The following is a 13,121-nucleotide window of genomic DNA, read 5'->3' as shown; positions in this document are numbered from 1 at the left end:
CCGGTGTCGACACTGTGCACGGGGCAGGCGGCCTCGATGGGCTCGCTGCTGCTCTGCGCGGGCCACAAGGACATGCGCTTCTCGCTGCCGAACTCGCGCATCATGGTGCACCAGCCCTCCGGCGGCTTCCAGGGCCAGGCGACCGACATCATGCTGCACGCCCAGGAGATCCTGAACCTGAAGAAGCGGCTCAACGAGATCTACGTCAAGCACACCGGCCAGAGCTACAAGGCGATCGAGGATGCGTTGGAACGCGACAAATTCCTTACCGCGGAAGCGGCGGCGGAATTTGGCCTGATCGACAAGGTCATCGACAAGCGGCCTGAAGATCCGGCGGCGATGGGTAAGACCCCGTAAAGTTGCGGGATACCGCTGCCCCGCGTTATGCGCGAAGATCGTCGTCGTTCTGCCGGTCGGAACCGGATGTTCCGTGTTCGTGCCTGCGGCCGTCGTGGCAATCGAGCAACTACGGTGCGATTTTGGTCGCTTTCCCTCGTGTCAATGCCGAAAATCACGGTATTGTCACGGTCAGCCGCGTGTCATCCGATTAGCGATTTCTTGATAGTCGGATGACAGCATGGTTGGCTAGAGTGAGCAGTCATGGATCGTGGGGGATTCGCGTCGGCTGTGGTACGCACGGCGAATGAAGAACAAGGTCTTTATATTGGTACGAGATTTGCTCTTTCACCGCTTTGGCCCGGCCTGCGCCGGATCGGGACGAAAGAGCGGACGAACCGCGGACGGAGACAGGAATGAGTAAGGTCGGCACGAACGACTCCAAGAACACGCTGTATTGCTCGTTCTGCGGCAAGAGCCAGCACGAAGTGCGTAAGCTCATCGCGGGTCCGACCGTTTTCATCTGCGACGAATGCGTCGAACTCTGCATGGACATCATTCGCGAGGAGAACAAATCCTCGCTGGTGAAGTCGCGCGACGGCATTCCGACGCCAAAGGAAATCTGCAAGGTCCTCGACGACTACGTGATCGGCCAGAGCCACGCCAAGAAGGTGCTCTCGGTTGCCGTGCACAATCACTACAAGCGGCTGAATCACCAGACCAAGCACAGCGATGTCGAGCTGGCGAAGTCCAACATTCTGCTGATCGGCCCCACGGGTTCGGGCAAGACGCTGCTGGCGCAGACGCTGGCGCGCATCCTCGACGTGCCGTTCACGATGGCGGACGCGACGACTTTGACCGAGGCCGGCTATGTCGGTGAGGACGTCGAGAACATCATCCTGAAGCTGCTGCAGGCGGCCGACTATAATGTCGAGCGCGCGCAGCGCGGCATTGTCTATATCGACGAAATCGACAAGATCAGCCGCAAGTCGGACAATCCCTCGATCACGCGCGACGTGTCGGGTGAGGGCGTCCAGCAGGCGCTGCTCAAGATCATGGAAGGCACGGTGGCTTCGGTGCCGCCGCAGGGCGGCCGCAAGCATCCGCAGCAGGAGTTCCTGCAGGTCGACACCACCAATATCCTGTTCATCTGCGGTGGCGCGTTCTCGGGTCTCGAGAAGATCATCTCCGCGCGCGGTCGGTCGACCTCGATCGGTTTCGCGGCGCAGGTGCTGGCGCCGGAAGATCGCCGCACCGGCGAGATCTTCCGCCACGTCGAACCTGAGGATCTCCTGAAGTACGGCCTGATCCCCGAATTCGTCGGCCGTCTGCCGGTCGTCGCGACCTTGGAGGATCTGGACGAGACCTCGCTGAAGAAGATCCTGGTCGAGCCGAAGAACGCGCTGGTGAAGCAGTATCAGCGTCTGTTCGAGATGGAGAACATCGAGCTCACCTTCGCCGACGAGGCACTGGGCGCGGTGGCCCGCAAGGCGATCGAGCGCAAGACCGGCGCCCGCGGCCTGCGGTCGATCCTGGAGAGCATCCTGCTCGAGACGATGTTCGACCTGCCGGGCCTGGAAGGTGTCGAGGAAGTCGTGATCTCGCGCGAAGTCGTCGAGGGCACCGCACGTCCGCTCTACATCTACGCCGATCGTTCGGATCGCGCGGTTGAAAGCAGCGCCAGCGCGTGAACCGCGCCGGCGCCAGCCGTGTCTTTAAGGCGCCGTTTTTTGCAATGATTTGCGCTGCGGAACGAGTTCCGCAGCCGCGTTTTGCTTATGCAGTCCGCCGCGTAAACCTTTGTATAGCGGACATTTTCCGACACTTGACACCCCCTGGGTCGATAGCCACCTAATGCCGGTGGCGGAACAGATCTCGGGATTCGCCTCAACAACGATCCGGCATCCGCGGACGATAATATCGTCATGCGATGATCGGATCAGATCGCACCTTGTGGCGGTCGCGCCGAGCGAGCGGGCTGCGTGCAAGGGGGCAAAACAAAAGGAATAGGCCATGACCACTCCGAAACCCCGGCCGACCATCGTTTATGGCGAAAGCCACGCTTATCCGGTGCTTCCGCTGCGCGACATCGTCGTCTTCCCGCACAATATCGTGCCGCTGTTCGTTGGCCGCGAGAAATCGATCCGCGCGCTCGAAGAGGTCATGAAGAATGACGCGCTGGTGATGCTGGCGACGCAGAAGAATGCGTCCGACGATGATCCAGCGCCCGACGCTATCTATGAAACCGGTACGCTGGCGAGCGTGCTGCAGCTCCTGAAGCGGCCCGACGGCACCGTGAAGGTGCTGGTCGAGGGCCTGGAGCGCGCGCGCGTCGAAGCCTATACCGAGCGGACTGATTACTACGAGGCGACTGCCGTTGCGCTCGAGGACACCGACGCCAAATCGGTTGAAGCCGAGGCGCTGTCGCGCTCCGTCGTGTCGGATTTCGAGAGCTATGTGAAGCTGAACAAGAAGATCTCGGCTGAGGTCGTCGGCGTCGTTCAGTCGATCACCGATTTCGGCAAGCTGGCCGACACGGTCGCCTCGCACTTGGCCGTCAAGATCGCCGATCGCCAGGGCATCCTGGAAACGCTGTCCGTCACTACGCGCCTGGAAAAGGTGCTGGGCCTGATGGAGAGCGAGATCTCGGTGCTGCAGGTCGAGAAGCGCATCCGCTCGCGTGTCAAACGACAAATGGAGAAGACCCAGCGCGAGTACTATTTGAATGAGCAGATGAAGGCCATTCAGAAGGAGCTGGGCGACGAGGACGGCCGTGACGAGCTCGCCGATCTGGAGGAGCGGATCAACAAGACCAAGCTCTCCAAGGAAGCGCGCGAAAAGGCTCAGCACGAGTTGAAGAAGCTGCGCCAGATGTCGCCGATGTCCGCGGAAGCGACCGTCGTGCGCAACTACCTGGATTGGCTGCTGTCGATTCCGTGGAACAAGAAGTCCAAGGTGAAGAAGGATCTGGAGGCCGCGCAGGCGGTGCTGGATGCGGATCACTATGGGCTGGAGAAGGTCAAGGACCGTATCGTCGAGTACCTCGCGGTGCAGTCGCGCGCCAACAAGCTGACCGGCCCGATCCTGTGCCTGGTCGGACCTCCCGGCGTCGGCAAGACCTCGCTCGGCAAGTCGATCGCGAAGGCCACCGGGCGCGAGTTCGTTCGCGTCTCCCTGGGCGGCGTGCGCGACGAAGCGGAAATCCGCGGTCATCGCCGGACCTATATCGGTTCGATGCCCGGCAAGATCATCCAGTCGATGCGCAAGGCCAAGACCTCGAACCCGCTGTTCCTGCTGGACGAGATTGACAAGATGGGCTCGGACTTCCGGGGTGACCCGTCGTCCGCTCTGCTGGAGGTCCTGGACCCCGAGCAGAACACGACCTTCAACGACCATTATCTCGAGGTCGACTACGACCTGTCGAACGTGATGTTCATCACCACCGCGAATACGCTGAATATTCCCGGACCGTTGATGGACCGCATGGAGATCATCCGCATCGCTGGCTACACCGAGAATGAAAAGCTCGAGATCGCCCGCAAGCATCTGATCCCGTCAGCGCTGTCCAAGCACGGCCTGGATTCGAAGGAATGGTCGATCGACGACGACGCGTTGCTGCTGGTGATCCGGCGCTACACTCGCGAGGCGGGCGTGCGTAACCTGGAGCGTGAGATTTCGACACTGGCCCGCAAGACAGTGAAGGAGCTCATGCTCTCGAAGAAGAAGTCGGTGAAGATCAGCGAGAAGACCGTCGAGGAATTCCTCGGCGTTCCGAAGTATCGCTACGGCGAGATCGAGAGCGATGACCAGATCGGGATCGTGACGGGTCTGGCATGGACCGATGTCGGCGGCGAGCTGTTGACCATCGAAGGCGTCATGATGCCCGGCAAGGGCAAGATGACGGTGACGGGCAATTTGCGCGACGTCATGAAGGAATCGATCTCGGCGGCGGCGTCCTACGTCCGATCGCGCGCGATCGTCTACGGCATCGAGCCGCCGCTGTTCGACCGGCGTGATATCCACGTCCACGTGCCGGAGGGCGCAACCCCGAAGGACGGCCCCTCGGCCGGCGTGGCGATGGCCACCGCGATCATCTCGGTGATGACCGGCATTCCGGTCCGCCACGACGTCGCGATGACCGGTGAGATCACGCTGCGCGGGCGGGTGCTGCCGATCGGCGGTCTGAAGGAGAAGCTGCTGGCCGCCGCCCGCGGCGGCATCAAGACGGTGCTGATCCCCGAGGACAACGCCAAGGATCTCACGGAGATTTCCGATTCGATCAAGGGCGGCATGGAGATCATCCCCGTGGCTCGCCTGGACGACGTCGTCGGCCGCGCTTTGGTGCGCAAGCCGGTGCCGATCGTCTGGGAAGAGGACACCAAGGTGCCGGTGAAGGCCGACGGCGACGAAGCCGCCGGCGGCCTGACCGCCCACTAACACACCAAACAGACTTTGGGAATGGCGCCTTCGGGCGCCGTTTTCGTTATGGACGGCAGGTCCGGAGGTCGAGGGTCAGGCGAGGGGGGTCGCATAGCGCCGCGACCGGGCCGGCCGGAACGCTTGCGGCGATTGATCCGCGGCCAAGCAGAGGGTAAAGAGACGCTACGCAAGACGCCGCGTACTGGGGGCGGTTAGCTCAGCTGGTTAGAGCATCTCGTTTACACCGAGAGGGTCGGCGGTTCGAATCCGTCACCGCCTACCATCGCCTATCGCCAGTGAACGTCTTCACGGTCTTGCGCGGCCGAGAACTCAGCAGCCGTTGAGCGAGACGCCCGGGACGACGCTGGTGAGGTTCACCGAACCTCCATCCGATGTCGGCACTGCGGGGCCGCAGATCGGGCCGCCTGCACCACTCGCGGATGCTGCTGCGGCAGACGATGCCGTCGTCCTGGCTGCATTCGCTGATGCCGAGTCCGAGACTTCGCCGGGGAGTTGCAGCGGAGTCTGAGAGCTGCTCGACGACGCGGCGCCGATCGAGTCCGAGCTGCTCGACAGGTTAGCTGTTCCGGTGCCCGCCGATCCACTTGCCGTCGAACCTGTCGTGCCGTTCGTGGTCGTTCCGGTCGTGGCCGTGCTCGTGCCGGCGGACGATGTCGACGATGTGGATGCGCCGGTGGAAGTGGATGTCGTGCTGACGCCGGGCGTTGCGGTCGTGGTGCTGTCGGGGACCGTCGACGTTGTGCTGCTCGACGTGCCCGTGGTGGTGCCTTGCGCGGTTGCCGATGTGGTCGTCTGGGCGTGGAGCGCGGTCGTGGCGAGCATGAGCAGTGCGGCGGTGAAGGTGACAGCGCGCGATGGGCTGTGTTTCATCTGATGCTCCTGCCTCGTGACAAGCGGCAACGACCGTTGCGTAGCCCCGGATTACAACGAGGGCCTCCGGACCACGTTCCTGGTTCACATTCACGAGCCGCTCACAGATGGATCAAGTGTTTGCGCCGATTCACCGGTTTCACGCTTGTGCCTTGACAGCCGGGCGGCTCGCGTGTGCCGTTGCGGTTCGCATCATCACAGATCGAGCAGAGATCCCATGGACGCACCGCAGGGTCACGAACGCAACGCGGATCAAATCGCCTATTGGAACGGCCCCGGTGGCCAGCGCTGGTCGGACCGGCAGGCTGCGCAAGACCTGCTGCTCGCGCCGGTCTTGGACATCCTGATTTCGCGCATCGCAGCCAAACCCGGCGACCGTATTCTCGATGTCGGCTGCGGCTGCGGCGGCCTGTCCGTCGCCCTGGCTGGCCAGGTCGCGCCTGACGGCTCGGTGCTCGGCGTCGACATTTCCGCGCCGATGCTGACGCGGGCACGCGAGGCCGCGCCGTCAGGTCTTCCGGTCGCATTCGCGCTGGCGGATGCGACGGTGTATCCGTTCGAGCCGGCGAGCTTCGATTGTCTGGTCTCACGCTTCGGCGTGATGTTCTTTGCCGATCCCACGGCATCCTTCACCAATTTGCATCGCGCCTTGAAACCCGGGGGGCGCCTGGTGTTTGCCTGCTGGCGTGAGCCGAAACAAAATCCGTGGATGATGGCGCCGCTGCAGGCCGTCTATCGACACGTGCCGAAGCTGCCGCCGCAGCAGCCCGACGATCCCGGTCCGTTTGCCTTTGCGTCCGACGAGCGCGTCACGCGCATCCTGACCGCAGCAGGCTTCGGCGAGGTCGCGCTGGAGCCGCGCGAACTGTCGCTCGATATCGCGATCGGCAGGGGTCTGGATGCGGCCGTGCAGTCGGCCTTCGAGATCGGCCCGGCCAGCCGCGCGTTGGAAGGTCATCCGCAAGAGACGCGCGACGCGGCCCGGCAATCCGTTCGCGAGGTTCTCGCGTCCTACCAGCGCGGGGATCGCGTGGCGCTGCCGGGCGCGATTTGGCTGGTGACGGCGAACGCCTGAGCGCGCGCCTCAGGCGCGGCCTGGCTTCCCGGTCGGCCGGCGCTCCGGCACGTCTTCGGACTTCACCGAATCCCGCGGTTTGGGCCGCGGCTCGGGTTTTGGCACGCCCGCTTGGCCGCCATGCTTGCCGCCCATGTCCTGAGCGCCTTCGAGATCGTTGTCTTTGGGCATCGGGGCCTCCACCGCCAGCAGCAACGACGCCGGGGAGCGCGGATCGTTCCTTGCTCCCGAGCCCGCGGCGCTGGATCAGGTACCGGAACGCTCCTCCCAGATCATCGCCAGATGCACGATGGTCTGCACCGCCTTCTCCATGTCACGGACGCTGACCCATTCCAGCCGCGAGTGGAAGGCGTGCTCGCCGGCGAAGATGTTGGGGCAGGGCAGCCCCATGAAGGACAGCCGTGAGCCGTCGGTGCCGCCGCGGATCGAGGTCTTTACCGGCGTCAAGCCTGCACGCCTGATCGCCTCGACCGCATGGTCGACGATCTCCGGATGACGATCGATCACCACCTTCATGTTGCGGTACTGCTCGCGCACTTCCATGCGATAGCTTGAGCGCGGATAGGCCCGGATCACGTCCTTGACGATGCCTTCCAGCAGCGCCTCCTTCTCCTTCAACCCGGCTTCGGTGAAGTCGCGAACGATGAAGTCGAGCCGCGCCTGCTCCAAGCTGCCGGAGATCGAGATCGGGTGCAGGAAGCCTTCCTTGCCTTCGGTGGTCTCCGGCGAGCAGGTCTCCTTCGGCAGCCGGTCGACGATCGCGGACGCGATCTTGACCGCATGCTCCATCCGACCCTTGGCAAAGCCAGGATGGGCGCTGACGCCTTCGATGGTGATGGTGGCGCCGTCGGCGGAGAAGGTCTCGTCCTCGATATGACCGGCGGTCTCGCCGTCCATCGTGTAGCCGAAATCGGCGCCGAGCTTTTTCAGGTCGACCTTGTCAACGCCGCGGCCGATCTCCTCGTCCGGCGTGAACAGGATCTTGATGGTGCCATGCTTGATCTGCGGATTGTTCAGCAGGAACTGCGCGGCGTCCATGATCTCGGCGATTCCGGCCTTGTTGTCGGCACCGAGCAAGGTGGTACCGTCAGTGGTGATGATGTCGCTGCCGATCTGGTCAGTCAGCGCCGGATGCTCGGCGGCGCGGATCACCTGGCTCTTATCGCCCGACAGCACGATGTCGCCGCCGCGATAGTTGCGCACCACCTGCGGCTTCACATTGGCACCGGAGCAGTCCGGTGAGGTGTCCATGTGCGAGCAGAAGCAAATTACCGGCACTTTCTTGTCGGTGTTGGCCGGGATCGTCGCATAGACGTAGCCATGGGGATCGAGATGGGCGCCGGAAAGCCCCATCGCCTGCAGCTCGCTGGCGAGCAGGCGGCCGAGATCCTTCTGCTTGGCCGTGGATGGGCATGTCGGGGAGCCCGGATCGGACTGGGTGTCAATCACGACATAGCGTAGGAAGCGCTCGGTGACGGTGTGGGCGAAGGTGATCTTGCTGTCAGGCATGGCAATCAGGAGGCAGGAGGAGGGAACGGCATTATAGGATGGAATACGCCACTTGCGCGGCTGGTACGACCCCACAATTCCGTCAGGGGCGGCGCGAGAATTTGCAGAGCGCAGGTCGCAATGCGGCGATCGGGTCAAATTCGCAACTATAAATTGTGTCAGACAATAGTGCTGCGACAGCTTCGTTGGACGGATGCCGTCAGAGTGCGGACCTTGCAACGCCATTGTCGTCGAACCGGATGAGCGGGAGCGCAAGCTCTATGGCGACCATCCTTGGGGCGTACGAACATCGGACATCGCAATACCGGGAACCCTGAAGTCGGGCAACGCCCCTTAGATCACGACGTCACCATCCAGCAATGCCGCGAAGCGACGCATCGGACCACAGCATGGTCGGTCCTCCGCTCGGCGATCTGGAATGGCGAGACATCCGACGCAGGATCGAGAGCTGCACTCGGTCGCGTACGCCCCCGGGTGCATTATTGCTCACAAGCTCGACCAGGCACGTACGGTTCCTGCGAACGGACGACAGCTGAACGGTGCGACGAGATGTACCTCGTCGATCATGACCGGCTGGGAATACCGGTGTTTTGGTGCCGCGCCAATTTCGTGCGTCGATATGAAAAATCTCCAGCTACTCCTCGCGGCCCAAACTTTCTTTCCGGATCGACGACGGTCTGCTGAACGAAAAGCTGGGTCTGCTCGATCAGCCGGCGAAGCATCCGAGACTTGTTAGGAGCGTCGCTTTTGAAAGTTCCGCTACTTGCGCGCAACATATGAATTGACTCACATTCTGCGAGTCAATTCTTCTTGCTGCGTTGTATCAATGTCCTTCGAGCGCGCATCTTTGATCTGCGTGATGCGACACAGCTTTAAGTTGACAGTAAATAAAAACCATAATAGCGTTGCTTGAACACAAGTTAGATTTATTCCTTTTTTTCATTTCAAACAGATTTTCTGAACCATCGTCTCGGCATCAGAGACTACTAATAAATTCGTCGGCTCAGAGGTCATTGTGTGCTCTGCGCTACGCAGCTGATAACAGGACTTCCCGTGGGCGCAACTTGGCGCTCACGCACGCACGAGAATCGTCGACCTGCTCAGGAGAAGGGTCTTGGGCGGGGTACGAAGGTGAATTGCCGAGATTGCTGAGCTGAAATTACTGAACTGAATTACTGACTGAATTACTGAAACGACTATATTTCATAGAGGTGCAGTGTGGCCTACGATGTCGCGATCTGCCTCGGGCAACAAAATCTAAATAAAATCGCAGCCGCTTTCTATCAGCGTCCAGGTTTGAGAGCGCGGCTGTTTCGCGGTAGTCACGCCACCACGCTTGAAGGCGTTCAGGCGAATGTGGCCTGGGACGTGCTGCAGCCGCCGACCTTCGATTTGAATCCGCCCTCGCCGGCGCAATGGGCAGCGGCCATTCACGCCACCGGCGCATCAATCGCGCCATCCGCCAATGCCTTTGTGCTGAAGCTGCCCGCTCTGCACGTGACGCTGAACTCCGGGCCAGGGCCGGCAACGGATATCACAAAGGCCGTCGATGTGATCTGTTCGGTCACCTTGCTGGGGAAATCCGTGAGCCTGACACCTGTCGGGGCGGTCATCGACCTGTCCACGGCATCTCCGATCGATCAGCTCATCTACAAGCAGATTCTCGTTCCAAACCTCTTGGCCCAGCTGACAATGCTGATGGCAGGTCAGCACGTGCCCCATATTGACTTCCGCGGCCTGTCCTTCGGCAATGCCGCGTTGCTGGTCGAGGGTGGTCACGTCATTGGTGCAGCCTTCCTCGAAGGGCGTTCCGGCGTCCCCGATGTGCAGAGCTTGCGATCGGCGCCAAAGGCCGAGTTCTACGTCATGTTGGGGCGTGATGCCCTGCAGAAGGTGGTGAATGACGGCGTGCAGCCGCTGCGTGGGCAAACCGATGGAGTGAACGGCAGCGCCAATTTCGGCATTGGCAGCGCGCATTATTCGGCGAGCCTGCGCTTCGACAGCCTCAATGCGCAGATTCGCAGTCCCACATCGTTGAATGTCCAGGCCGGAGTCACACTGTCTGCATCTGCGGGTGTTAATGTCCTCGATGCCATTCTTGGCCAGATTGCAAAGGGCGTGACCGAGCCGGCGAAAGCGCTCGCGAATATTGCAAGCGATGCCGCCAAAGCCTCGGCCAATGCCGCCAAAGCCGCAGCCAATGCCGCCGAGAACGCCGCCAAAGCTGCGGCCCATGCCGCCGAGAATGCGGCCAAGACCGTGGCCCATGGCGCCGAGAGTGCTGTCCACACCATCGGTCACGCCCTCAAGAGCTATTGAAAGTTGGGCGGTCCGGCGATCCGGCCGGACGCTCTCATTTGGCTGAACTCGCCGTCCGTCGTGCGATGTGCGTTTCGGAGGATTTCATATGCCTGAAGTTGGTATTGGCTACGAAGCGAAGACCGAGCCCAATCCCATTGGTTTCGAGGTCAGCGTTAGCGTTTCGGGAATGCAGGTGCGCGCAGTGATCAGCAACGTGCACCCGTTCGTGGCAGTGCTCAAGCCCACCGGCAATGTCGCGCAGCTCATCCTGTCCGGCGCAGCCTGGCCGATTGCACAGACGCTCGGCGTTGCGGTGCCGCCGCTGGCAACGCAGATCGTGCATCGTTTACCCGCGATACCGATCACGACGATCCAGCCGCTCGCCCAGACGGTGGAGGGGGAGACCATCACGATCACGCCGAGCCATCTCGTCCTCAGCGACTCGAACGGGATGCTGATGATATCGAGCGACATCAGCGTCACCTGACCGTGCGCCTGCAAGGCGCGCGGCGTGCAGACGCGGGCTTCTACCGCTTGGCTGCGTTGATCGAGGTTTACGATGCGCTTCGTGATCGATGGTGAGACAGCGCGATCATCTTGCGTGGGCACGCGCTTCGCGACACCACGCCAGACTGAGGGAGCCGTCAAGCTTTCGGTCACACCCCAACGGCAGCTGTTCGACAATTGGTGTTGGGCGGCGATCGCCTCGGTGCTCGGGCGCTATTACGGCACCAGCGCCGCGTCACAGTCCGAGATTGCCTCGCATCTTCTTAGACTCGATTGCGCAGGCATCGACGGCAACATCGACAGCGACGACGAACTGCGCGTGCGTGCCGACGCGGAAATGAGGCTCGATGCGGCGCTCGCGCTGGTCGGCTGCTACAGCCATTGGAGCGCCGGAAAGCCGCTGTTCGACCGCGTTCGCTTCGAGATCAATCTTGGACGCCCATTTGCGGCTCGCATCGAGTGGCAGTCGGGCGGCGCCCACTACGTCCTCGTGCGCGGTTATCGCGACGAGGGCAAGCGGATCATCGTTGCCGACCCGCTGCACGGTGAGGCCGAATATCCGCTGTTCGATTTTCCCTCCCGCTATCAGCTCGGCGGTGCCTGGACCGAGACATTCTGGACCAATCCGGCCGGACGCGCGGGACATCCCGATCCACGACAAGCAGCGAAGGATCACGACATTGAGCACGTATGACATCGCGGCCGGTGCCAGCCCCGCCGGTTTGAATGCATTGGTTGGTCAGCTCTTTGCCAACCCGGCGGCCAGGAAAGGGTTGTTCTCGGGCACCGTCACCCAGAACGTGGACACGCTCGGCTCCGTGAAGGTGACCTATGACATCACCGCCGCGCCGACCTTCGTGCTGACGCCACCGACCCCACAGCAATGGAAGGGAGTGCAGCCGCCAAATCTGCCGCTTCCCAACGTAAACGCATTCCAACTCGTCCTGTCGAATGTTGCCGGCACGGCAGCGATCGCCGGCGCGCCTCCACTCGCAGCGCACGGGGCGGTGACCGCATTCGGGACCGTCTCGACGCAAGGCGGCGCTGTATCATTGACGGTGGTGGCGATATTGCTCGACGAGTCGAGCTTCTCCGGCTGGGACAAGCTGATCGTCAACGCCATCCTGATCCCGGCGTTGCTGACGGCCCTGAACAAGCTGGTGTCGGGTCTGCCGCTCCCGAAGCCGCCTGGACTCGCGGGATTGCAGTTCCAGCCGCTGACCTTGGCGGTCATGCCGCAGGGGATCGCGATCGCAACCTCTTTTTCCGACGGTCCGGCGCCAAATCTCTCCGGTTTCACGGCGCCGGCCCCGAACCTCTATGCCGTGACCAAGCTCACCGCGATCAACCGTCTGTTTGCCGCGGAGATCAAGGGACCGTTTTCCGACGAAGGCAGCAAGGGCCCATCGGGGTGGAAAGCGTCCGGGCGGGTCAGCGTCAACGATCCCAAGCTGACGATCTCGATCGGCGGCGCACTCACGCTCAACGTCAGCGGTACGTTCCAGGCCTATGGCGAACTCAGCGGCGCAGGTGTCGGCGTAACCAAGGCGGTGTTGTGTCCTATTGGCGCAGCGGCGGACGCGATCGCAAATCCGTCCAACTGGGACAAGGTGATCTCGAGCTTCCAGCTCGTCTATAGCCCGGATCCGATGCCGCTCCCGGTTAGCGTGACGGCCTCGGCAGTGACCGGTTCTGGGTCGTCTCAATCTCAACCTGTCGATATCAAGATCCTGTCGGACAAGCTGCCGTCATCGATCAAGCTGACCGTCAAGCCAACTTGGTCCGGCTCGGTGACGGGGGCGGCGCTGGCCGCCGCGGCGTCAGCCTTCGTCGATCTCGTCTCGGTCATCTTCGGCAGCCTCATCATCAAGAAGATCGTAGCCGCCTATGGTCACAAGAGCTTCTCGCTGCCGGTGTCGGAGATGCAGAAGGCGATCCAGTTGCCGCAGGGCGGGAAAGTCACCGTCTCTCTGTCGGCCTCGGTCGGCGCAGCGCTCCAGCCATTCGGCAATGACCAGCTCGTGCAGAGCCTTCAGGTCGCGATCACTTAAAGCCCGTCTCTCACCGTTTTGAAAGGACATCG

At 62.1% G+C, this 13,121-nt stretch carries 11 protein-coding genes and 1 tRNA gene; 10 read left to right on the top strand and 2 right to left on the bottom strand.

Annotated features, from left to right (window positions below; all coding sequences use genetic code 11):
* The 6 genes from WA702_RS07655 to WA702_RS07630 form a co-directional block, all read left to right on the top strand.
* Positions 1-357 (top strand): ATP-dependent Clp protease proteolytic subunit (locus WA702_RS07655; RefSeq protein WP_425109923.1); only part of this gene is annotated, 357 nt, incomplete at its 5' end.
* A gap of 395 nt (positions 358-752) precedes the next feature.
* A complete protein-coding gene (gene clpX, locus WA702_RS07650) occupies positions 753-2,027 on the top strand; it encodes an ATP-dependent Clp protease ATP-binding subunit ClpX (RefSeq protein WP_425109922.1) in 1,275 nt (424 codons plus the stop codon).
* Between the two features lie 322 nt (positions 2,028-2,349).
* Positions 2,350-4,773, top strand: a complete 2,424-nt coding sequence (gene lon, locus WA702_RS07645) for an endopeptidase La (RefSeq protein WP_425109921.1) — start codon at positions 2,350-2,352, stop codon at positions 4,771-4,773.
* Between the two features lie 188 nt (positions 4,774-4,961).
* A tRNA-Val gene (locus WA702_RS07640) sits at positions 4,962-5,038 on the top strand.
* A gap of 306 nt (positions 5,039-5,344) precedes the next feature.
* The gene (locus tag WA702_RS07635) at positions 5,345-5,650 is read left to right on the top strand and encodes a hypothetical protein (RefSeq protein ID WP_425109920.1); all 306 of its coding nucleotides are present in this window, start codon (positions 5,345-5,347) and stop codon (positions 5,648-5,650) included.
* A gap of 213 nt (positions 5,651-5,863) precedes the next feature.
* Entirely contained in the window at positions 5,864-6,721 is an 858-nt protein-coding gene (locus tag WA702_RS07630) for a class I SAM-dependent methyltransferase (protein ID WP_425109919.1), read from the top strand.
* Between the two features lie 9 nt (positions 6,722-6,730).
* Here the strand turns inward: WA702_RS07630 and WA702_RS07625 are convergent, their stop codons facing one another.
* The gene (locus WA702_RS07625; protein WP_425109918.1) at positions 6,731-6,892 is read right to left on the bottom strand and encodes a hypothetical protein; all 162 of its coding nucleotides are present in this window, start codon (positions 6,890-6,892) and stop codon (positions 6,731-6,733) included.
* A 75-nt stretch (positions 6,893-6,967) separates the two neighbouring features.
* The gene (pepT, locus tag WA702_RS07620; RefSeq protein WP_425109917.1) at positions 6,968-8,230 is read right to left on the bottom strand and encodes a peptidase T; all 1,263 of its coding nucleotides are present in this window, start codon (positions 8,228-8,230) and stop codon (positions 6,968-6,970) included.
* A gap of 1,218 nt (positions 8,231-9,448) precedes the next feature.
* On the opposite strand from pepT, the gene WA702_RS07615 reads away from it, so the two are divergent.
* The 4 genes from WA702_RS07615 (at position 9,449) to WA702_RS07600 (ending at position 13,089) form a co-directional block, all read left to right on the top strand.
* Complete coding sequence (locus WA702_RS07615; RefSeq protein WP_425109916.1) at positions 9,449-10,549, top strand: hypothetical protein; 1,101 nt, start codon at positions 9,449-9,451, stop codon at positions 10,547-10,549.
* An 88-nt stretch (positions 10,550-10,637) separates the two neighbouring features.
* Positions 10,638-11,018 carry a hypothetical protein gene (locus tag WA702_RS07610; protein ID WP_425109915.1) on the top strand — a complete coding sequence of 127 codons (381 nt, stop codon included), beginning with the start codon at positions 10,638-10,640 and terminating at the stop codon, positions 11,016-11,018.
* Between the two features lie 114 nt (positions 11,019-11,132).
* Positions 11,133-11,732, top strand: a complete 600-nt coding sequence (locus WA702_RS07605) for a C39 family peptidase (protein ID WP_425109914.1) — start codon at positions 11,133-11,135, stop codon at positions 11,730-11,732.
* Positions 11,719-13,089: a hypothetical protein gene (locus tag WA702_RS07600; protein WP_425109913.1), complete on the top strand. Its 1,371-nt coding sequence runs from the start codon at positions 11,719-11,721 to the stop codon at positions 13,087-13,089. The genes WA702_RS07605 and WA702_RS07600 overlap by 14 nt, the downstream gene beginning before the upstream one ends.
* The last annotated feature ends 32 nt before the right edge of the window (positions 13,090-13,121 follow it).

Origin of the sequence: Bradyrhizobium sp., assembly GCF_049798375.1 — a bacterium.
Taxonomy (GTDB): domain Bacteria; phylum Pseudomonadota; class Alphaproteobacteria; order Rhizobiales; family Xanthobacteraceae; genus Bradyrhizobium.
Note: the sequence above shows the minus strand (reverse complement) of the source record. Positions and strands in the feature narration are given on the sequence as shown.

Excerpts from the sequence above, each read along its gene's own strand:
- clpX (WP_425109922.1), top strand. The coding sequence starts at position 753 with ATGAGTAAGGTCGGCACGAACGACTCCAAGAACACGCTGTATTGCTCG.
- lon (WP_425109921.1), top strand. The coding sequence starts at position 2,350 with ATGACCACTCCGAAACCCCGGCCGACCATCGTTTATGGCGAAAGCCAC.
- WA702_RS07630 (WP_425109919.1), top strand. The coding sequence starts at position 5,864 with ATGGACGCACCGCAGGGTCACGAACGCAACGCGGATCAAATCGCCTAT.
- WA702_RS07625 (WP_425109918.1), bottom strand. The coding sequence starts at position 6,892 with ATGCCCAAAGACAACGATCTCGAAGGCGCTCAGGACATGGGCGGCAAG.
- pepT (WP_425109917.1), bottom strand. The coding sequence starts at position 8,230 with ATGCCTGACAGCAAGATCACCTTCGCCCACACCGTCACCGAGCGCTTC.
- WA702_RS07610 (WP_425109915.1), top strand. The coding sequence starts at position 10,638 with ATGCCTGAAGTTGGTATTGGCTACGAAGCGAAGACCGAGCCCAATCCC.